General features: G+C 73.1%; 17 protein-coding genes and 1 tRNA gene. 6 read left to right on the top strand and 12 right to left on the bottom strand.

All coding sequences use genetic code 11. The features are described 5' to 3' along the window. Positions 1 to 14 precede the first annotated feature (14 nt). The 6 genes from ACNHYB_RS14560 to ACNHYB_RS14535 form a co-directional block, all read right to left on the bottom strand. Entirely contained in the window at positions 15 to 1346 is a 1332-nt protein-coding gene (locus tag ACNHYB_RS14560) for a carbohydrate-binding protein CenC (protein WP_418276064.1), read from the bottom strand. 517 nt (positions 1347 to 1863) lie between these two features. Further along, positions 1864 to 2466, bottom strand: coding sequence for an aminoacyl-tRNA hydrolase (gene pth, locus ACNHYB_RS14555; protein ID WP_418276063.1), 603 nt, complete (start codon positions 2464 to 2466; stop codon positions 1864 to 1866). A gap of 120 nt (positions 2467 to 2586) precedes the next feature. After that, complete coding sequence (locus tag ACNHYB_RS14550) at positions 2587 to 3189, bottom strand: 50S ribosomal protein L25/general stress protein Ctc (protein ID WP_418278068.1); 603 nt, start codon at positions 3187 to 3189, stop codon at positions 2587 to 2589. 396 nt (positions 3190 to 3585) lie between these two features. Next, positions 3586 to 4569 (bottom strand): ribose-phosphate diphosphokinase, encoded by a 984-nt coding sequence (locus ACNHYB_RS14545; protein WP_418276062.1) that lies wholly within the window; start codon positions 4567 to 4569, stop codon positions 3586 to 3588. Between the two features lie 44 nt (positions 4570 to 4613). Next, positions 4614 to 6251, bottom strand: coding sequence for a bifunctional UDP-N-acetylglucosamine diphosphorylase/glucosamine-1-phosphate N-acetyltransferase GlmU (glmU, locus tag ACNHYB_RS14540; RefSeq protein WP_418278067.1), 1638 nt, complete (start codon positions 6249 to 6251; stop codon positions 4614 to 4616). A gap of 129 nt (positions 6252 to 6380) precedes the next feature. Continuing rightward, positions 6381 to 6452: transfer RNA gene (locus tag ACNHYB_RS14535), tRNA-Gln, on the bottom strand. Between the two features lie 193 nt (positions 6453 to 6645). On the opposite strand from ACNHYB_RS14535, the gene ACNHYB_RS14530 reads away from it, so the two are divergent. From ACNHYB_RS14530 to ACNHYB_RS14520, 3 genes are read left to right on the top strand one after another with little or no spacing between them, the layout of a single operon-like run. Further along, the gene (locus ACNHYB_RS14530; protein WP_418278066.1) at positions 6646 to 7242 is read left to right on the top strand and encodes a TetR/AcrR family transcriptional regulator; all 597 of its coding nucleotides are present in this window, start codon (positions 6646 to 6648) and stop codon (positions 7240 to 7242) included. Positions 7243 to 7288: 46 nt separating this feature from the next. Next, entirely contained in the window at positions 7289 to 7792 is a 504-nt protein-coding gene (locus ACNHYB_RS14525; RefSeq protein WP_418276061.1) for a MarR family winged helix-turn-helix transcriptional regulator, read from the top strand. Next, positions 7785 to 9050: a CynX/NimT family MFS transporter gene (locus ACNHYB_RS14520; RefSeq protein WP_418276060.1), complete on the top strand. Its 1266-nt coding sequence runs from the start codon at positions 7785 to 7787 to the stop codon at positions 9048 to 9050. The genes ACNHYB_RS14525 and ACNHYB_RS14520 overlap by 8 nt, the downstream gene beginning before the upstream one ends. A gap of 11 nt (positions 9051 to 9061) precedes the next feature. On the opposite strand, the gene ACNHYB_RS14515 is transcribed toward ACNHYB_RS14520, so the two are convergent. Beyond that, positions 9062 to 9958: a LysR family transcriptional regulator gene (locus tag ACNHYB_RS14515; RefSeq protein WP_418276059.1), complete on the bottom strand. Its 897-nt coding sequence runs from the start codon at positions 9956 to 9958 to the stop codon at positions 9062 to 9064. Between the two features lie 129 nt (positions 9959 to 10087). On the opposite strand from ACNHYB_RS14515, the gene ACNHYB_RS14510 reads away from it, so the two are divergent. Then, positions 10088 to 10945, top strand: a complete 858-nt coding sequence (locus tag ACNHYB_RS14510) for an aldo/keto reductase (RefSeq protein WP_418276058.1) — start codon at positions 10088 to 10090, stop codon at positions 10943 to 10945. An 18-nt stretch (positions 10946 to 10963) separates the two neighbouring features. Then, positions 10964 to 11899 (top strand): aldo/keto reductase, encoded by a 936-nt coding sequence (locus ACNHYB_RS14505; RefSeq protein WP_418276057.1) that lies wholly within the window; start codon positions 10964 to 10966, stop codon positions 11897 to 11899. Positions 11900 to 11943: 44 nt separating this feature from the next. Here ACNHYB_RS14505 and ACNHYB_RS14500 read toward each other — a convergent pair whose 3' ends face one another. Beyond that, complete coding sequence (locus tag ACNHYB_RS14500) at positions 11944 to 13803, bottom strand: ABC-F family ATP-binding cassette domain-containing protein (protein WP_418276056.1); 1860 nt, start codon at positions 13801 to 13803, stop codon at positions 11944 to 11946. 88 nt (positions 13804 to 13891) lie between these two features. On the opposite strand from ACNHYB_RS14500, the gene ACNHYB_RS14495 reads away from it, so the two are divergent. After that, positions 13892 to 14863, top strand: coding sequence for an acetylxylan esterase (locus tag ACNHYB_RS14495; RefSeq protein ID WP_418276054.1), 972 nt, complete (start codon positions 13892 to 13894; stop codon positions 14861 to 14863). A 63-nt stretch (positions 14864 to 14926) separates the two neighbouring features. Here the strand turns inward: ACNHYB_RS14495 and ACNHYB_RS14490 are convergent, their stop codons facing one another. The 4 genes from ACNHYB_RS14490 to ACNHYB_RS14475 form a co-directional block, all read right to left on the bottom strand. Continuing rightward, complete coding sequence (locus tag ACNHYB_RS14490; protein ID WP_418276053.1) at positions 14927 to 15859, bottom strand: 4-(cytidine 5'-diphospho)-2-C-methyl-D-erythritol kinase; 933 nt, start codon at positions 15857 to 15859, stop codon at positions 14927 to 14929. Then, on the bottom strand, positions 15856 to 16728 hold the full coding sequence (rsmA, locus tag ACNHYB_RS14485) for a 16S rRNA (adenine(1518)-N(6)/adenine(1519)-N(6))-dimethyltransferase RsmA (protein WP_418276052.1): 873 nt from the start codon (positions 16726 to 16728) through the stop codon (positions 15856 to 15858). Before rsmA ends, ACNHYB_RS14490 begins: the two co-directional genes overlap by 4 nt. A 28-nt stretch (positions 16729 to 16756) precedes the next feature. After that, positions 16757 to 18067 carry a ubiquitin-like domain-containing protein gene (locus tag ACNHYB_RS14480; RefSeq protein ID WP_418276051.1) on the bottom strand — a complete coding sequence of 437 codons (1311 nt, stop codon included), beginning with the start codon at positions 18065 to 18067 and terminating at the stop codon, positions 16757 to 16759. A gap of 306 nt (positions 18068 to 18373) precedes the next feature. After that, positions 18374 to 19642 (bottom strand): transglycosylase family protein, encoded by a 1269-nt coding sequence (locus ACNHYB_RS14475; RefSeq protein ID WP_418276050.1) that lies wholly within the window; start codon positions 19640 to 19642, stop codon positions 18374 to 18376. Positions 19643 to 19725: the final 83 nt, after the last annotated feature.

The raw sequence follows: 19725 nt of genomic DNA, 5'->3' as shown, positions 1-19725 counted from the left end.
CTCGTCCCTACGCCTCAGCGGCGGTCGAGCTGCGGTGCGAGGCGGACGAGCGAGCCGAACATCCGGCTCTTCGCCCCGTGGTCGAGCTCCCACGGCCCGTTCGGGCTCACCGTGCTGTCGAAGTAGGTGAAGGCCACACCGCCCCGTGCGACGGTCGCGTCGTGCGCCCGCGTGAGCCATGCGGGGTCCTCGTCCGACGCTTGGTGCGTGTAGCCGAGCTCGGCGAGTCCCCAGGCGACGTCGTGCGCCGTCGCCCACTCGCTGATGGGCTCGAGATAGGCCGTGTCGATGTCGAGCTGACTGGGTGCGACGGTGCCGCCTTCCGCACCGTAGAAGTTGTACAGGTCGTACCCGACGAGATCGACGTAGCCGTCACCGGGCCAGATGTTGTCCATGCTGTACTCCGCAGGACCGAAGAACTGGTTCCAACCGGTCACGACGATCGAGTAGGCGACGTTGTCCGCAGTCTCCCTCACGATCGGGGAGAGCCGACGCTGCATGGCCTTCCACGCCTCGATGTCTCCGTCGTTCTCCGGCTCGTGGTGGATCGCCAGCCAGACCGGACTGTCGATCTCGTCGAGGCGCTCGGCGATGTCACGGGCCCAGGCGTCACCCTTGCCGGCCGCCATCTCCTCCCACGTGTACGGGGCCTTGAAGCTGATCCACGGCACCCGGCCCGCAGTGACGTCCTTGGCGACCTCACTCATGGCGTAGTCCACCTGGTTCGCCTGGTAGAACGTGCGGTGCACGCCCAGGGTCGCGCCGAACAGGGCCTCCTTCTCCGCGGGGTCGTCGTTGCCGCCGATCGAGGCGCCGACCAGGGTCCCCGAGTCGGGGATTCCCCGGTCCGAGACCGTGCTGCCGTCGGTGAGGTGCCACCTGGCCGCCGGCTCCGGAGTCGGCATGGGCGAGGGTGTCGGATCGAGTGTGGGTGTCGGGGAAGGGCTCACCGACGGCGTGGGAGACGGGCTCACCGACGGTGTGGGAGACGGGCTCACCGACGGTGTGGGAGACGGGCTCACCGACGGCGTGGGGGACGGGCTCACCGACGGCGTGGGAGACGGCGTCAAGGACGGGGTCGGCGAGGGTGTGGGCACCGGGTTGGCGGCGGGCGACAGTGAGATGTCGTCGACGAGCAGGCCGAACTGCCCGCCTGCGCCCCAACCGAAGAGGTTGAGGTCGAACTTGGCGGTGGAGGACGTGGTGAACTTCAGGGTGACGTCCTGCCATTCGCCGGGCTCCACCGCGAAGGGCTCGACGTGGGTGACGACGTCGGATCCGGCGACCTCCCGAACCCGCAGCTGGCCGGAGAGCGGGGCGACGTCAGCGCTCACTCGCGCCGTCACGACGTACGAGGTACCCGCAGCGGCGCGTGCGACCGTCGGTCGTGCGTCGTTGAGCACTGCAACCCGTCCTGGATCTGCTGCGATCCGCGCGATCCCACCGGGCTTGATCGAGAGGTCGGTCGCTCCGGTCGTCCGCCATCCGAACGTCCCACGATCGAATCCCCCGTTCACCACGAGGTCCTCGTCACCGCCGTCAGCTCGAGCAGGGCCCGCGATTGCACCCAAGGTGAGCACTGCGGCGACAGCACCGCCGACGAGGGATCGACAGGCCGACCTCGCGGACAGGGTTCGAGATGAGCTGATCATGGATCATTACCACCAGGGTTCGAGATCTCGGACGATCACGGAACTATAACGACATCCACCGGACGTGAGAAGAGTGTCTTGGTGAAACTTCACCGAAGCGCACCCTTTTGCCCGGACATTCCGGAGAATACATCGCTCACGACGCCGTTTCATCACCCCGATTTCGACATTCCAGGCAACTATGTGCCGTCGACGATGGCGCCCTCTCACCTCAGCGTACGGCGTGGAACTTCCCCTGGGCGGCGAGCAGCCCCTCGACGAGCACCATCTCGACGGCGTCGGCGGCGTCGTCCACCAGGATCGGCAGGTCCTTGCGCTCGGTCGCCGAGAAGTCCTTGAGCACGTAGTCGGCGGTGTCCATGCGCCCCGGCGGCCGGCCGACGCCGACGCGGACGCGGGTGTAGTCGCGTGTGCCGAGGGCCTTGGAGATGTCGCGCAGTCCGTTGTGGCCGCCTTCGCCGCCACCGGTCTTCAGCTTGATGGTGTCGAACGGGATGTCGACCTCGTCGTGGACGACGAGCACGTGGTCGGGCTCGATCCCGTAGTACTGCGACAGCGCGGCGACAGGCCCGCCGGAGGTGTTCATGTAGGTCGTCGGCCGTGCCAGGACGACCCGCGGGCCGGGTGCGCCGCCCGGGAGCACACCGAGCCGCGCCTCGGCGACGCCGGCCTGGGCGCGGGCGTGCTTCGTGAACCGGCTGCCGGTGCGTTCGGCGAGGAGGTCGAGCACCATGTGCCCGATGTTGTGCCGGTTGCCGGCGTACTTCGGTCCGGGGTTGCCGAGCCCGACGACGAGCCAGGGGGTGTCGGTCATGTGCTCCATCCTTCCATCGGGGCGCGGCGGTCTCGCACGGGTCCTGGCACGCAGAACGCCCGACGCCGGCCGCGTGGCCGCCGTCGGGCGTTCTGGTGTGGGCTCAGCCCGCGAGCGGGGTCACTCGGCGGAGGACTCGCTCTCGGCAGAGGCCTCGGTCTCCTCGGCCTCGTCGTCGGCGGCCTCGCCGCGCGGCTCGGTGATGAGGACGACGGCGTACTCGGCCTCGGTCAGCAGGGTGACGCCGGCCGGGAGCTCGACGTCGCCGGCCGTGATGGTGTCGCCGGCCTCGCGGCCCTCGATGGAGACCTCGAAGGACTCGGGGATGGAGGTCGCGTCGGCCTCGACGGACAGCGTCTGGGACTCGACCAGGTGGATGGTGCCGGGGGCGGACTCACCGGTGACGTGCACGGAGACGTCGACGGCGATCTTCTCGCCCTTCTTCACGATGAGCAGGTCGATGTGCTCGATGACGTTGCGGACCGGGTCGCGCTGGACGTCCTTGACGACGGCGAGCTCGGAGCCGTTGCCGAACGACAGCTCGATGAGGGCGTTGGTGTGACGCACGGCGAGCATCGTCTCGTGGCCCGGCAGGGTGACGTGCACCGGGTCGGTGCCGTGCCCGTAGAGGACGGCGGGGATGTTGTTCGCGCGGCGGATGCGGCGGGCGGCGCCCTTGCCGAACTCGGTGCGCGTCTCGGCGTTGAGCTTGATCTCGGACACGTGGATCACTCCTGCGGATGGTCGATGTGTGCCGACGACCAGTGGGAGCCGTCGGCTCGTCCGCAGGTTCGAGAGACCGGCGCGGACGGGCGGCTGCGTCGGCGTGGGACACGTGACGGACGCGACCGTGGACGCCGCAGGAGCGAGCGCGAGGCTCGACACCAGCAGCCGCCCAGTCGATCACGGAAATCCGACGGATCCAGCTCTGCGGTGCGCACAGGCCCTGTGGACCGGCGCCCGTCAGACGTCCCTCGCCGAGGCAACCTGGCTACTGTACCCGCCGTGCCGCCCCGGACGAAAGTCCCGGCCGCGCGGTCCCGGTCACACCGGTGGAACGCGAACGGCGGCCGCCCCCCGGAGGGGACGACCGCCGTCGGGCACGTTCGTGCGGGAGGCTCAGCTGTTTCCGTCGAACAGCGACGTCACGGAGCCGTCGTCGAACACCTCGCGGATGGCGCGGGCGATGAGCGGGGCGATGGACAGCACGCTGAGGCCGTCGAACCGCTTCTCGGGCGCGATGGGCAGGGTGTCGGTGATGACGACCTCGCTGGCACCGCACTCGCTGAGCCGCTGGGGGGCCGGGTCGGAGAGCACGCCGTGGGTGGCGGCCACGATGACGGACTTGGCGCCGGCGTCCATGATGACCTTGACGGCCTCGGCGATGGTGCCGCCGGTGTCGATGAGGTCGTCGACGAGCACGCACTCGCGGCCTTCGACGTCACCGACGACGCGGTTGGCGACGGCCTGGTTGGGGCGGGTGACGTCACGCGTCTTGTGCACGAACGCGAGCGGGCAGCCACCGAGCTTCGCGGCCCACTGCTCGGCGACGCGGATGCGTCCGGCGTCGGGCGACACGACGGCCACGTTGGTCAGGTCGACGCGGGAGCGCACGTAGTCGGTGAGCACGGGCATGGCCCACAGGTGGTCGACGGGCCCGTCGAAGAAGCCCTGGATCTGCGCGGTGTGCAGGTCGACGCTCATGATGCGGTCGGCGCCGGCGGTGCGGAGCATGTCGGCGACGAGGCGGGCCGAGATGGGTTCGCGGCCGCGGCTCTTCTTGTCCTGGCGTGCGTAGGCGTAGAAGGGTGCGACGACGGTCACGGACCGCGCGGAGGCGCGCTTGGCGGCGTCGACCATGAGCAGGTGCTCCATGAGCCACTGGTTCACGGGGGCGGTGTGGCTCTGCAGCAGGAAGATGTCGGCGCCGCGGACGGACTCGCCGAAACGCACGTAGGTCTCGCTGTTGGCGAAGTCGTACGCGGCGACCGGCAGCAGTCCGATGCCCAGCTCCTGGGCGACGGACTCGGCGAGCGCGGGGTGGGCGCGTCCCGCCGCGAGGACGAGGGTGCGCTCTCCGGTGCCGGGGATCGAGGTGTTCATCTGTGGGGGTTCCTTCGCTCGGGCGGCTCAGTTGCTGGCGGGCGTCACGCGGACGCGCCGGACTCCGTGGCTCCGGCGTCGTCACCGGTGGGGGCCCCGTCGCCGGTGGCTCCCGTGAGGGCATTGTGCTCGGCGAGCTCGCGCTTCGCCTGCGGGCCGAGGCCCCCGGTCTCGACGTTCGCGCGGGCTCCGGCCGCGGCCTGGGCGGCCGGTGTCCCGGCGCGACGCTTCTCGACCCAGCCGTCGACGTTCTTCTGCTGGGCGCGTCCGACGCCGAGCGCCCCGGCGGGGACGTCGCGCGTGATGATGGACCCGGCCGCGGTGTAGGCACCGTCCCCGACGGTGACGGGCGCGACGAACATGTTGTCGGCGCCGGTGCGGGCGTGCGCGCCGATGACGGTGCGGTGCTTGGCGACGCCGTCGTAGTTGACGGTGACGGAGGCGGCGCCGATGTTGGTGCCCTCGCCGATGGTGGCGTCCCCGACGTAGGACAGGTGCGGCACCTTGGAGCCGGCGCCGATGTCGGCGTTCTTCGTCTCGACGAAGGTGCCGATCTTGCCCCTCTCCCCGAGGACGGTGCCGGGGCGCAGGTAGGCGAAGGGGCCCACGGTGGCGCCCGCGCCGATGACGGCGAGCGTGCCGTGGGTGCGCACAACGGTCGCGCCGGCACCGATCTCGACGTCGCGCAGGGTCGAGTCGGGCCCGACGGTGGCGCCCTCGGCGACGGTGGTGGCGCCCTGCAGCTGGGTGCCGGGCAGCAGGGTGACGTCCCGGGCGAGCTCGACGTCGGCGTCCACCCAGGTGGTGGCGGGGTCGACGACGGTGACGCCGGCGCGCATCCAGGCGTCCAGGGTGCGCCGGTTCAGCTCGGCCCCGAGGGTGGCGAGCGCGACCCGGTCGTTGACGCCCTCGACGAGCATGGGGTCGTCGCTGAGCAGGGCTCGCACGGCTCCGCCCTCGGCCCGCGCGGAGGCGACGACGTCGGTGAGATACACCTCGCCCTGGGCGTTGTCGCTGCCGAGCCCGCCGAGGCCGCGGCGCAGCACGGCCGCGTCGAAGACGTACACGGACGAGTTGATCTCGCGGATGGCGCGCTGGTCGGCGGTGGCGTCGGCGTGCTCGACGATCGCGGTGACGTCGCCGGTGCCCTGCTCGCGCACGATGCGGCCGTAGCCGGTGGCGTCGTCGAGCTCGGTGGTCAGGATGGTGACGGCGTTGCCGTCGGCGTGGTGCGCGGCGAGCAGCTCGGCGAGCGTGGCGCCGTCGAGGAGCGGGATGTCGCCGGCGAGGACGACGACGGCGCCCTCGATGCCGTCCCCGAGCGGGTGCGCCCGGTCGGCCTCGCCATCGCCGTCGTGTGCGTCGTCGTGCGCGTCGTCGTCGTGCGCGTCGCCGTGCAGGTCGTCGGTGTGGGCGAGCTCTGCGGCGCGGGCGGCGTGCACCCGGGTGTCGAGCGCGTCGAGCGCGCACTGCACGGCACGTCCGGTGCCGGGGATTTCGTCCTGGTCGACCACGAGCGCGGACGCGTCGAGGGCGAGCGCGGCGTCGGACACCTGGTCGCGCTCGTGCCGCACGACGACGGCGACGTGCGCGGGCTCGAGCTCGCGCGCGGCGGTCATCGCGTGCCCGAGCATGGTCCGCCCGCCGAGGGCGTGCAGCACCTTGGGGGTCGCGGACCGCATGCGCGTGCCCTGCCCTGCGGCGAGGACGACGACGGCGGTCGGTCGGACCGTCGTCGTCGGCGTGGACTGGTCACCGTTCGGGGCCGTGGGAACCACCGCTGCTCCGTCTCTGTCGGGATCTCGGGCGAGCTCCGCCCCCAGGACTCGAACCTGGACCAAGGGCACCAAAAACCCTTGTGCTGCCGATTACACCAAGGCGGACCGGACGCGGCGCCGGGTCCCGGCACCTGCCGGCGAGCCCGGTTTCCGCGCCCCGCCGTCACACGTCCGTGTCTCAGTCTGCCAGGTCGTCGGGGGTGGGCGGCGCACGGGGCGACCGGAGCCCCGGCCACCAGGCACAATGGGGTGCATGCCTGCCGACGCCCGTGAGACGAAGCGCGCCCCCCGCGCCCGGATGACCGCGAGCCAGCGCCGAGAGCAGCTCGTCACGGTCAGTCGCGGGCTGTTCGCCACGAAGGGGTTCGACGGGACGAGCGTGGAGGAGATCGCCGCGACGGCGGGGGTCTCGAAGCCGGTCGTGTACGAGCACTTCGGCGGCAAGGAGGGCATCTACGCGGTGATCGTGGACCGCGAGGTGCAGGCGCTGACCTCGGCTCTGACGGGGGCGCTGGCCGAGGGCGGGCACCCGAAGGTCATGGTGGAGCGCACCGCGCTGGCGCTGCTGGGCTACATCGAGGCGTCCGAGGACGGCTTCCGGATCCTGGTCCGCGACTCCCCCGTCGCCCAGGCCACGGGCACGTTCTCCTCGCTCATCGGGGACGTCGCCACGCAGGTGGAGCACATCCTCGCCGACCAGTTCAAGGGCAACGGCCTCGACCCGAAGATCGCCCCGCTGTACGCGCAGATGCTCGTGGGCATGGTGGCGCTGACGGGCCAGTACTGGCTCGACGCGCGCCGCCCGAAGAAGGCCGACGTGGCCGCGCACCTGGTGAACCTGGCCTGGAACGGGTTGGCGGGCATGGAGAAGAGACCCGGGCTCATCGGTCGCTGAGCCGTCAAGAGTCTTGACGTCGAGATACCGGCGTTAGGCTGGCCGGATGGAGAGCACCCACACCGGCGACGAGGTCGACCGCATCGTCGCCGCCTGGCAGCGGGAACGACCCGACCTGGACGTCGAGCCCCTGACGGTCTTCTCCCGCGTCAGCCGCCTGGCCCGCCACCTCGACCGCGCCCGCCGCGGCGCGTTCGCCCGTCACGAGCTCGAGACCTGGGAGTTCGACGTCCTGTCGGCGCTGCGCCGATCCGGCGAGCCCTACCGCCTCTCGCCCGGTCGCCTCGTCGCGCAGACCCTCGTCACCTCCGGGACGATGACCAACCGCATCGACCGCCTCGAGCGCCGCGGCCTGGTCGAACGGCACCGCTCCCCCGACGACCGCCGCGGCGTGCTCGTCCAGCTCACCGCCGCGGGACGCAGCCGCGTGGACGCCGCCATGAGCGACCTGCTCGACGTCGAGGCGTCCGTGCTCGACGCCCTGCCCGCCGACGAGCGCCCCGGCCTGGCCGCCCTGCTGCGCACCCTGGGTGCGCAGTTCGATGAGTGACGCCGCCGACGGCGGGTCCCACCGCGGCGCCGGCCGGGCGGCAGGCGCCGCCGCCGGCGGGTTCGCGCTGCTGGCGCTGCTGCTCGCCGCGGTCAACCTGCGCGCACCGATCGTGTCGCTGCCCCCGGTGGTCGACGACGTCGCGGCCTCCCTCGGCCTGACCTCCGCCGGTGCGGGCCTGCTCACCTCGCTGCCCGTCCTCTGCTTCGCGCTCCTGACCCCGGTGGCGTCCGCGCTCACCGCACGGATCGGCCCCGAGAAGGCGATCACCCTCGGCCTCCTCGCCATCCTGGGCGGCACCGTGCTGCGCTCGACGGGCTCGGTCGCCACCGCCATGGTGGGCACCACGGTGCTCGGCATCGGCATCACCGTCGGCAACGTGGCCGTCCCGGTCGTCATCGCCCGCGACTTCCGCGACCGCGCCGCCTCCGTCACCGGCGCCTACGCCGCCACCATGAACGCGGGCTCCGCCGTCACCACCCTGCTCACCGTTCCCCTCGCCGTGGCCTACGGGTGGCAGTGGGCGCTCGCCGGGTGGGGCGTGCTCGCCGTCGTCGCCCTGGCCGCCTGGGTACCCGCCGGGCGTGGGCTCGCCGCGCACCACCGCGCGGCGGACGCTGCCCGGGAGGCGGACGCCGCCCCCGGGCCGTCCGGCACCGACGGGACCGACGGCGGAGCGTCCGTCCGCGCCGCGCAGCGCCGCCTCGTCGTCCTGCTCAGCCTGGCGTTCGGGGGCCAGGCGTGCGGCTACTACGCGATGACGGCGTGGCTGCCGTCGATCCTGGCCGACCGGGTCGGGCTGGGCCCGGCCGCCGCCGGCGGTGGCGCCGCCCCGTTCCAGCTCGCGGCCGTGGCCGGGGCGTTCCTCGTCCCGTTCGCCCTGTCCCGCCGGGTCACGGCCCGCGCCGTCGCGGCGACGCTCTCGGTGATGTGGATCAGCCTGCCGGTGGGGCTCCTGCTCGCGCCCGACCTGTGGTGGCTGTGGGTGTGCCTCGCGGGCGCCGCGCAGGGCGGCAACTTCACCGTGATCCTCACGCTGCTCGCCCAGCGCTCCCCGAGCGTCGCCGCGGCACGCCGGGGCTCCGCCGTCGTCCAGACCGCCGGTTACGCCTGCGCCGCCGCGGCGCCGACCGTGCTGGGTGCGGTCCACGAGGCCACCGGCGGCTGGACCGTCCCGCTGGGCGTCGTCCTCGGCCTGCTGGCGGTCATGGCGGTCGCGCTCTGGATGGCGTCGCGCCCGACGTACCTGGACCGCTGAGGCGTCGCCCCTCACGCGGCGGGCGAGACCTCCAGGTTCGCCTCCACGAGCAGCTCCAGGAACCGCGCCGCCGTCGGCGCCGCGAGCGGTGACGACGCCGCCGAGACCACCCACTGCGGACGGCCCCGGTCCGGCAGCGACGACGCCGTGAGCCCGGCGGCCTGGGGCTTGGTCGCCACGTGCTGGGGCACCACCGCGATGCCCAGGCCACGCTGGACGAAGTCGAGCAGGGTGTGGACGTCGTCGACGCTCATCCGCACGCGGCGCTGCAGGTGCCGGACGGCGAATGCCTCGTCGACGAGCCGCCGGACGCTCCAGGTCTCCCGGAAGTCGACGAAGTCCCGCTCCGCCAGGTCCTCCCAGGTGACCTCCGCGGCCCCCGCGAGGGGGTCGGAGGGGTGCGTGAGCACCACGAGGTCGCGCCGGCCGAGCTCGAGGCGGCCCAGCCCGCCCAGGTGCTCGGTCGCGGCGAGGAACGCGACGTCGAGGTCCCCGGCGCGCAGCTGGGCGGCGAGCTCGTGCGAGCCGGCCTGGACGAACTGGATCTCCACGAGCGGGTAGCGCAGCCGGAACCGTTCGAGCAGCGAGCCGACGTCGACCACGCCGAGGCACTGCTCGGACCCCACCCGCAGGTGTCCGGAGAGCTGCCGGCTGGCCCGGACGACGGCGTCGCGACCGCCGGCGGCCTGGGCGAGCATGCGCCGCGCGAACGGCAGCAGGGCCCGCCCGGCCGCGGTCGTGCTCACCTGCCGCGTGGTGCGCTGGAACAGCGGGGCGCCCAGCTCCTTCTCCAGGGACCGGATCGCCGCCGACAGACCGGACTGGCTGACGCCGCACAGCGCCGCGGCGCGCGTGAAGTGTCCCTCCTCCGCCACGGCGACGACGTACTCCATCTGACGCAGCTCCATCGATCACTCCTGCTTCTCAATGTCATGAGCATCTTCCGTTGGACTTCTCATCCTCCTCCTTCCTATCGTCGAGAGCACACCCGGTCCACCACCCGGCGGGTCCGAGAAGTCACATCGACGAGGAGCACCGTGCAGCAGCGCACCATCGCAGACGCAGCAGTCAGCGCCGTCGGGCTCGGCGGCATGCCGATGTCCATCGAGGGCCGGCCCGACGAGGCCCGGTCGATCGCCACGATCCACGCCGCGCTCGACGCCGGCGTCACCCTGATCGACACCGCCGACGCCTACCACCGCGACGCCGACGAGGTCGGCCACAACGAGGAGCTCATCGCCCGCGCGCTGCGCTCCTGGGGCGGCGACGCCTCGGGCGTCCTCGTCGCCACCAAGGGCGGGCACCTGCGCCCCGGCGACGGGTCGTGGACGAAGGACGGCCGCCCCGAGCACCTCAAGGCCGCCGCGAAGGCGTCGGCCCGCCGGCTCGGCGTCGAGGCGATCGGCCTCTACCAGTTCCACCGTCCCGACCCGGCCGTCCCCTACGCCGACTCGATCGGCGCGCTCGCCGAGCTCCTCGACGAGGGCGTCGTGGCCCGGGCCGGCATCTCCAACGCGTCCGTCGCGCAGATCGACGAGGCGAACGACGTGCTCGACGGACGGCTCGCGTCCGTCCAGAACCAGTTCTCCCCCGCGTTCCGCTCCAGCCTGGGCGAGCTCGAGCACTGCGCCGCGCTCGGCGTCGCGTTCCTGCCCTGGTCACCGCTGGGCGGCATCGCCCGCGCCGGCGACCTCGGGTCGGCGCACGCCGCGTTCGGCCGCGTCGCCGGGCGCCGGGGCGTCAGCCCCCACCAGGTCGCGCTCGCCTGGGAGCTGGCGCTCGCCCCCGTCGTCGTGCCCATCCCCGGGGCCTCCCGCCCCGCCAGCATCACCGACTCGGTCCGCGCGGCCGAGCTCACCCTGACCGCCGACGAGCTCGCCGAGCTCTCGGCCTGACCGAGACAGGAGAAGATCATGAGGACCGTCCCCCTGGGAACCACGGGCCGCGACGTCCCGAACGTCGTGCTCGGGCTCATGCGCATCGCCGACATGGACGACGACGCCGTCCGCGGCCTCGTCCGCACGGCCCGGGACGCCGGCATCGACTTCGTCGACCACGCCGACGTCTACGGCAAGGACCTGCACGGCTGCGAGCGCCGGTTCGCCGAGGCGATGCAGCTCACACCGTCGCAGCGCGCCGAGCTGACGATCCAGTCCAAGGCCGGGATCGTGCCCGAGGGCCCGTACTTCGACTACTCGTACGACCATCTGGTGGCGTCGGTCGAGGGCTCGTTGGAGGCGCTGGGCACCGACTACCTGGACATCCTGCTGCTGCACCGCCCCGACGCCCTCGTGGAGCCGGACGAGGTGGCGCGCGCGTTCGACCACCTGGAGTCGACGGGCAAGGTGCGCTCGTTCGGGGTGTCGAACCACACGCCGCGCCAGATCGACCTGCTGAAGAGGTCGGTGCGCCAGCCGATCGTCGCGAACCAGCTCCAGCTGTCGATCACGCACGCGCCGATCGTGGCGCAGGGCGTGGCCACGAACATGGCGGGCGAGGAGCAGGCGCTCACGCTCGACGGCGGCGGGATCCTCGACTACTGCCGCCTGCACGACATCACGGTGCAGGCGTGGTCGCCGTTCCAGGCAGGGTTCTTCACCGGGGTGTTCCTCGGTTCGCAGGACTACCCGGAGCTCAACGCCGTCATCGACCGACTGGCGGCGCGGTACGACGTGCCGCCGATCGCGATCGCGGTCGCGTGGATCACGCGGCACCCGGCGCAGATGCAGGTGGTGCTGGGCACCACCACGCCGGAGCGGGTCGAGGGCGCCGCGCAGGGCTCGGACGTCCCGCTGACCCGTGCCGAGTGGTACGAGCTGTTCCGCGCGGCGGGCTACCGGGTTCCCTGACCGCCGGGACCTGGCGGCGACCGGTCAGGTCGGGCGCCGTCGGGTCACTCGGCGAGCTCGGCGGCCTCCAGCCACTCCAGCTCGAGCTCGTCCTTCTCGGCGAGGACCTCGCGCAGCCGCGCGTCGAGCTTCGCCGTGGCCTCGAAGTCGGTCGGGTCGGCGGCCATCCGGTCGTGCAGGCGGGCCTCCTCCTGCGCGAGCCGGCCGAGCTGCTTCTCGAGGCGCTGCACCGTCTTGCGGGCGGCGCGCTGCTCCGCCGGCGTCGCCGTCGTCCCTGTGGTCCCGGCCGACCCTGTGGTCCCGGCCGGGCCACCCGCCGGGGCGGCCGGGGCGGGGGTCGAGGAGGCCGCCGACGACCCCCCGGCAGCACGGCGCAGCTCCAGGTACTGCTCCACCCCGCCCGGCAGGTCCCGCAGCGCGCCGTCGCCGAGCAGCGCCCACTGGCGGTCGCACACCCGCTCCAGGAGGTAGCGGTCGTGGGAGACGACGATGAGCGTGCCGGGCCAGCCGTCGAGCAGGTCCTCCACGGCGGCGAGGGTGTCGGTGTCCAGGTCGTTGGTGGGCTCGTCGAGGAGCAGCACGTTGGGCTCGGAGACGAGCAGGCGCAGCAGCTGCAGGCGTCGTCGTTCCCCGCCGGAGAGGCTGCGCACCACGGTGTGGGCGCGTTCGCGCGTGAACCCGAGACGTTCGGTGAGCTGCCCGGCGGTGAGCTCCTTGCCGTCCACGACGACGGTGCGCTTCTCGCGGTCCACGACCTCGACGGCGGTGAGGTGGCCGAGCTCGTCCAGCTCGGTCACCTCCTGGCTGAGCTCGGCCACCTCGACCGTCTTGCCGCGTCGCACGCGGCCGCCGTCCGGCCGGCGTCGTCCCGCCAGCAGCGCCAGCAGCGTCGTCTTGCCGGCACCGTTGACGCCGACGACGCCGTACCGGTCGCCGGGGCCGAGGCGCCAGGTGACGTCGTCGAGCAGGGTGCGCCGGCCGCCGTCGGGCGTCGGCACGGTGACGGTGACGTCCTCGAGGTCGAGGACGTCCTTGCCGAGGCGCTTGGTGGCCATCTGGGTGAGCTCGAGGGTGTCGCGCGGTGCGGGCTCGTCCGCGATGAGCGCGGAGGCGGCGTCGAGCCGGAACTTCGGCTTGGAGGTGCGCGCGGGTGCGCCGCGGCGCAGCCACGCGAGCTCCTTGCGCAGCAGGTTGTTGCGCTTCTCGGCGGCGGTGGCGGCCTGCCGGGTCCGCTCCGCGCGGGCCAGGATGTAGGCCGCGTAGCCGCCCTCGTACCCGTCGACGGCGCCGCTGCCGTCACCGCGCACCTCCCACATGCGGCTGCACACCTCGTCGAGGAACCAGCGGTCGTGGGTGACGACGGCGAGCGCCCCCTGCCCGGGCCGGCCGGACGCCCCGTAGCGGTGGCGCAGGTGCTGGGCGAGCCACGCGACGCCCTCGACGTCGAGGTGGTTGGTGGGCTCGTCGAGCAGCAGCACGTCGGGGTCCTCCACGAGCAGCGCGGCGAGCGCGACCCGACGGCGCTGACCACCGGACAGGGTCGACACGGGCTGGTCGAGGTCGAGGTCGGCGAGCAGCCCGGCGTGCACACCACGGATCCGGGCGTCGGAGGCCCACTCGTGGGTGTCGCCGTCGCCGTGCACCAGGTCCAGGACCGTGGCTCCCGGGGCGGCGTCGTCGCGCTGGTCGAGCATGCCGAGCCGCGAGCCGCCCACCCGGGTGACCCGTCCGGCGTCGGGCGAGGCCGTCCCGGCGAGCAGGCGAAGGAGCGTCGACTTGCCGGCGCCGTTGGGGCCGACGATGCCGACCCGGTCGCCGTCGTCGAGACCGAGGGAGACGTCGTCGAGAAGAGTTCGGGTGCCGATGGTCAGCGCGATGCCGTCCGCGCCGAGGAGATGTGCCACCTCGACAGGGTAGTCGCCCCCGATGCGGGCGCTACCCTCGGAGCGACACCGCCGTCCGTCGTCGCGACACCCGAGGAGCACCCCCCGCATGGCCCAGTTCGACCTTCCCGTGCCCGAGCTCGAACGGTACGCCCCCGAGATCGACGAGCCGGCCGACTTCGACGACTTCTGGGCGGGCACCGTCGCGCAGGCGCGCGGGTGCGGTGGCACTCCCCGGGTGGAGCGGGTGGAGTCCGGACTGACGGAGATCACCGTCGACGACGTCACCTTCCCCGGGTTCGACGGTCACCCCGTGCGCGCCTGGCTGGTGCGGCCCGCGCGCACGGACGGCCCGCTGCCCGCCGTGGTGGAGTTCGTGGGCTACGGCGGCGGACGGGGGCTGGCGCACGAGCACCTCGGTCTGGCGGCGGCCGGGTTCGCCCACCTCGTCATGGACACCCGCGGGCAGGGGTCGGGCTGGGGCTCGGGCGGTCACACGCCCGACCCGGTGGGGCACGCCCCGGCCGCGCCGGGCTTCATGACCCGCGGCGTCCTGGACCCGGCCGACCACTACTACCGGCGCGTCTTCACCGACGGCGTGCGCGCCGTCGACGCGGTCCGTCAGATGGACGGCATCGACCCGGCGCGCGTCGCGGTGACGGGCACGAGCCAGGGCGGCGGCATCGCGATCGCCGTGGCCGGCCTGCTGCCCGACGTCGTCGCCGCGGCACCGAACGTGCCGTTCCTGTGCCACTACCGGCGCGCCGTGCAGATCTCCGACGCGTTCCCCTACGGCGAGATCACCCAGTACCTGTCGGTGCACCGTGAGCACGAGGACGCGGTGTGGCGGACCCTGTCCTACCTGGACGGCGTGTCGTTCGCCCGCCGGGCCCGGGCCGCCGGCCTGTTCTCGACCGCCCTGATGGACGCCGTCTGCCCGCCGTCGACCGTGTACGCGGCGTTCAACGCGTGGGCGAACGAGGACAAGCACATCGACGTCTACCCCTACAACGGCCACGAGGGCGGGCAGCACTACCGCTTCGCACCCACGGTGGAGTTCCTGCGCAAGCACCTCGCCTGAGGCGACCACGGCACGACCCGGCACGACCCGCGACGACCCGCGACGACGCCGCGGAGCCCCGGCTCACAGGACGCGCGCGCCCCCGGCCGGCCCGGTGGTGCACCACACGGAGTCGGCCGCACCCTCGGCCGTCCACGTCGCCGCGATCGCCAGCGCGTGCTGCCGGGACCGGGCGAGCGCCGCGACGGACGGCCCCGACCCCGACACGAGGGTGCCCAGCGCGCCGCCGTTCTGCGCGATCTCGAGGGTGCGCTCCAGCTCGGGGCGCAGGTCGATCGCCGCGTCCTGCAGGTCGTTGTGCAGCGCGAGACCGAGCGCCACCGGGTCGCCCGCGCGCAGCGCGTGCATGAGGTCGGTGTCGTCGGCGGGGTCGACGGCGGGCGCCCGCCCGCCGGTGCGCGCGTCGAACTGCCCGTACACCGCCGGCGTCGACAGTCCCTCGGCCTGGGTGGCGAACGCCCAGTGGAACTCGCCGCGCGTCATCGCGGGGGTCAGCAGGTGGCCGCGCCCGGTGCCGACGGCGGTGTGCCCGACGAGCGCGAACGGCACGTCGGAGCCGAGCCGGGCGGCCAGGCCGACGAGGTCGTCGCGGGACAGCCCCGTCGCCCACAGCGCGTCGCACGCCGCCAGCGTGGCAGCGGCGTCGGCGGACCCGCCCGCCATCCCCCCGGCGACGGGCACGCCCTTGGCGAGGTGCAGCGCGACGTCCGCACCCACCCCGACGTGCTCCGCGAGGAGCTCGGCGGCACGCCACGCCAGGTTCGAGGCGTCGAGCGGCACCTGGTCGGCGTGCGGGCCGTCCACGGTCAGGGCGATGCCGGTGCCCTCGGGCACCTCGGTGGCCGTGACCTCCTCGTACAGCGCGACGGCCTGGAACACGGTCACCAGCGGGTGGTAGCCGTCGTCCTCCACCGGGCCGACACGCAGCGACAGGTTCAGCTTGCCGGGCGCGCGGACGCGCACCGACGGCGACGGGGCGGCGGTGAGTCGGTTCACGCGACCACCGTGCCAGGTACGGCGCCGAGCTGCTCGGCGATCCGCGCGAACTCGTCGATCGTCAGGCGTTCCCCGCGCAGCGTCGGGTCCACGCCCGCGGCGCGCAGGGCCTCCTCCGCGGCGGCTCCGGAGCCGAAGATCCCGGCCAGCGCGGCCCGCAGCGTCTTGCGGCGCTGGGCGAAGGCCGCGTCGACGACGGCGAACACCCGCTCGCGCGGCGCCGTCGTCACCGGCGGCTCACCCCGGTCGACGGCGACGAGCGCGGAGTCGACGTTCGGCTCGGGCCAGAACACGTGCCGCGAGACGTTCAGGGACCGCCGGGCGGTCCCGTACCAGGCGGCCTTGGCCGACGGCACGCCGTACACCTTGGACCCGGGCGGCGCCGCGAGACGGTCCGCGACCTCGGCCTGGACCATGACGAGCACCGACCGCAGGCTCTCGAACCGTTCGAGGAACGTCAGGAGCACCGGCACGGCGACGTTGTAGGGCAGGTTCGCCACGAGGGCCGACGGCGGCTCGCCCGGCAGCGCGGTGACGTCCAGGGCGTTCGCGGTCACCACCTCGAAGTCCGCCCCGGGGGCGTACCGCTCGACGGTGTCGGCGATCTGCCCGGCGAGGACGGGGTCGATCTCGACGGCGACGACGGAGGCACCCGCCTCCAGCAGCCCGAGCGTGAGCGACCCGAGACCGGGGCCGACCTCCACGACGCGGTCGCCGGGCTGCACCCCGGCCGCACGGACGATCTTGCGGACCGTGCCGGCGTCGTGCACGAAGTTCTGCCCGAGCGTCTTGGTGGGCCGGACGCCGAGGCGCCCTGCCAGCTCGCGGATCTCCGCAGGGCCGAGCAGGGCGCCAGGGGTGTTGGTCATGGGTGGCAGTATCGCCCGCCGGGACGGGTCAGTACCAGCCCACCGACTCCGAGTGTCCCCAGGCCGAGCACGGCGTGCCGTACCGGCCGGCGATGTAGTCCAGGCCCCACGTGATCTGCGTGGCGGGGTTGGTCTGCCAGTCGGAGCCGGCCGAGGCCATCTTCGAACCGGGCAGCGACTGCGGGATCCCGTAGGCGCCGGACGAGGGGTTCGCGGCGGTGTGGGACCAGCCCGACTCGCGCGTCCACAACGACTCCAGGCAGGTCCACTGCGAACCCGTCCAGCCGCGCGCGGAAGCCATCTGCCGGCCGATGTCGCGGTTGGACCCGGAGTACGTCTCCCCGGACGAGCCGGAGGAGCCGGACTCCTCGGCGGGCTCGGGCTCGGGGCGCTCCTTGGTGCCCTGCACCAGGACCTCGGTGACGGGCTCGGAGGTGACCTCGGAGGAGATCTTCTTGTTCGAGACCTCCTTGCCGTCGATCGTCGTGACCTCGCGCACCACGGTGCGCTCGCCGTCGGCGCCCTCGGTCCGCACCTTGGGGTCGAGGTCCTCGTAGCGCTCGTCGCTCTTCTTCGTGGTGGTCTCGTGCGCGATCTTCTTGACCTTCTCGACGGTCTCGACCTCGACGCGCTCCACGACCACGGCGACCTGCGGCAGGTCGGCGCCCGCGGGCAGGTCGGCGTCGGCGAGGTCCTCGGCGCTGACGCCGGCGTCGTCCGCGGCGGTGACGGACACGAGGTCGTCGTCGTCGAGAGTGACGTCGACGGTGTCGAGCGCGGCCGCCAGGTCCTCGGGACCGTCGACGACGTCGGTGGCGCCGTCGTGCACGACGGCGACCGGCTGGTCGGACGGCAGATCGACCGGCAGCGCGGCACGCTCGGCGGAGCGCGAGGCGACGAGGTGGACGTCGTCACCGCGCTGGTTGAGCAGGTTGAGGGCTTCGGCGGCGTCCGCGGCGGTCACCCACACGGTGTGCTCCTCGCCGTCGACCTCCACGTCGACCTCGCGCCCGGTGCGCACGACGACGTCGCTGTCGGAGTAGAGCTCGGCGTCGGGGCCGGGCGTCACGGCGTCACGGTCGGTGACGTCCACGCCCTCCTCGGCGAGCAGGCCCGCGACGTCACCGGAGAACGTGGAGACGGTGCGGGACTCGCCGTCGACGTCGAGGGTGACGGTCTTGTGGGCGTTCGAGACGCCGACCGCCGACCCGACGCCCAGGGCGAGGGTTCCGGCGGTGGCGGAGGCGATGATGACGCGGCGGCGTCGGGTGCGGCGGGTCCGGGTGACGGCGCGGGTCTCGGCCGTCGTGGACCCGAAGTTCTCGGGCTCGGGGGTCATGAGGCTCCATCGTGAGTACGTGTCGACCCTGATCGAGGATCGGCGCCATACAACAGGTCGTTCCCGTTGTGCGCGAAAGACACCCGACCGTAACCGCTTCGTGATCCAGCACCGCAAAGTGCGGGTCACCTCTGACCGGCTCGCACGGCACCTTCACAGGGCATGCACAGGCCTGTTCACCGCCCTCCACACGACGACCGCGCGGCCCGCACGGCGGCCGGCCCGGTGCGGACAGCACGAAGGGGCGGCGTCCCCGGTCCGGTCGTCAGACCGGACCGGGGACGCCGCCCCTTCGTGATCGAGGCTCTACAGCAGGCCGAGCTTGGCCGCGCAGGCCGGCCACTGACCCCAGCCCGACTGCGCCTGGAGCTTCTGGGCCCGCATGGTCTGCTCGGAGGCGGAGGCCTCCGAGGGCAGCCCGGACCCGCCCATCGCCTGCCACGTCGGCAGCGAGAACTGGTAGAGGCCGTAGTAGCCGTTGCCGGTGTTGGTCGACGGGTTGCCGCCGGACTCGCACTGGGCGAGCTGGCTCCACACCCCAGAGGGTGCGCTGCCGCCCGACGAGCCGGACGACGAGCTCGACCCGGAGGAGGACGAGGAGCCCGAGGACGAGCTCGAGGAGGAGCTCGAGGAGGTCGCGGGCTCCGGCTCGGGCTCCGGCTCCGGCTCGGGGCGCTCCTTGGTGCCCTCGACGACGACCTTGTCGACCGGCTTGGTCGTGACCTTGCTGGAGATCTTCTCCCGCTCGGTCTCCTCGCCGTCGACGGTGGTGACGCGGTGGACGATCGTCCGCTCGCCCTTCTTGCCCTTGGTCTGGACGTAGGAGCCCTCGTCGACGTACCGGTCGGAGTCCTGCTCCGTGACGGTGTCGAACGCGACCTTCTTGGTGGTGGTGACGTCCTCGACGTCGACGACCTGCACGACGACGCGCACGGTCGGGTCGCCGGGCTCGACGGCCTCGACGCTCTCGACGTGGACGACGTCGTCCTCGTCGATCGTGACGCCCTGGTCGGCGAACAGCTCCTGGAGGGTCTGGGCGCCGTCGTCGACGATCGTCTCCTCGCCGCCGACGACGAGGGCCACGGGCCCGTCGGTGTCGAGGCGGATCGGGAGCGAGGCCCGCTCGGCGGAGCGCGAGGGGAGCAGCTTGGCAGCGTCGTCGCGGGCGCTGAGCTCGTCGAGCACCTCGGAGGCGTCGAGCGCGGCGACCCACACGTCCTGCTCCTCGCCGTCGGTCTCGACGGTGAGCTGGTGGCCGTAGCGGACCTGGACGACGGCACCGTCGCGCAGGTCGGACCCTGCGGCGGGGGTGACCTCGTCCTTGGCGCCGTAGTCGACGCCCTGGTCGTCGAGCACGTCCTGGACGGTCGCGGCGTACGTCGAGACGTTCACGAGGTCGCCGTCGACGTCGATGGTGACGTCCTTGCGGAGCTGTTCGGAGACGGCGGCGGCCACGCCACCGGTGACGCCGAGGCTGAGGACGATGGCGAGGGCGACCAGCGGCCAGCGGCGACGACGACGAGCGGTCTGCTCGGCGTCGGCGGGTGCGGCGGGGTCGAGGTGCGAGTCGTTCACGAGGATCCAGTCGTCGGCAGTTCCGGCTCGACGACGGGGGTCCGACAAGGGGGTCGGGTCCGAGGTCGGTCCGGCGGGCTCCG

Origin of the sequence: Isoptericola jiangsuensis (assembly GCF_048320105.1) — a bacterium.
Lineage (GTDB): Bacteria > Actinomycetota > Actinomycetes > Actinomycetales > Cellulomonadaceae > Isoptericola > Isoptericola jiangsuensis_A.
The sequence above is the reverse complement of the archived record's forward strand: the minus strand, read 5'-3'. Positions and strand labels throughout refer to the sequence as shown.

Bases quoted from the DNA above. Each gene is read 5' to 3' on its own strand.
- pth (WP_418276063.1), bottom strand. From the start codon at position 2,466: ATGACCGACACCCCCTGGCTCGTCGTCGGGCTCGGCAACCCCGGACCG.
- ACNHYB_RS14545 (WP_418276062.1), bottom strand. From the start codon at position 4,569: ATGAACACCTCGATCCCCGGCACCGGAGAGCGCACCCTCGTCCTCGCG.
- glmU (WP_418278067.1), bottom strand. From the start codon at position 6,251: ATGCGGTCCGCGACCCCCAAGGTGCTGCACGCCCTCGGCGGGCGGACC.
- ACNHYB_RS14530 (WP_418278066.1), top strand. From the start codon at position 6,646: ATGACCGCGAGCCAGCGCCGAGAGCAGCTCGTCACGGTCAGTCGCGGG.
- ACNHYB_RS14525 (WP_418276061.1), top strand. From the start codon at position 7,289: ATGGAGAGCACCCACACCGGCGACGAGGTCGACCGCATCGTCGCCGCC.
- ACNHYB_RS14520 (WP_418276060.1), top strand. From the start codon at position 7,785: ATGAGTGACGCCGCCGACGGCGGGTCCCACCGCGGCGCCGGCCGGGCG.
- ACNHYB_RS14515 (WP_418276059.1), bottom strand. From the start codon at position 9,958: ATGGAGCTGCGTCAGATGGAGTACGTCGTCGCCGTGGCGGAGGAGGGA.
- ACNHYB_RS14505 (WP_418276057.1), top strand. From the start codon at position 10,964: ATGAGGACCGTCCCCCTGGGAACCACGGGCCGCGACGTCCCGAACGTC.
- ACNHYB_RS14495 (WP_418276054.1), top strand. From the start codon at position 13,892: ATGGCCCAGTTCGACCTTCCCGTGCCCGAGCTCGAACGGTACGCCCCC.
- rsmA (WP_418276052.1), bottom strand. From the start codon at position 16,728: ATGACCAACACCCCTGGCGCCCTGCTCGGCCCTGCGGAGATCCGCGAG.
- ACNHYB_RS14480 (WP_418276051.1), bottom strand. From the start codon at position 18,067: ATGACCCCCGAGCCCGAGAACTTCGGGTCCACGACGGCCGAGACCCGC.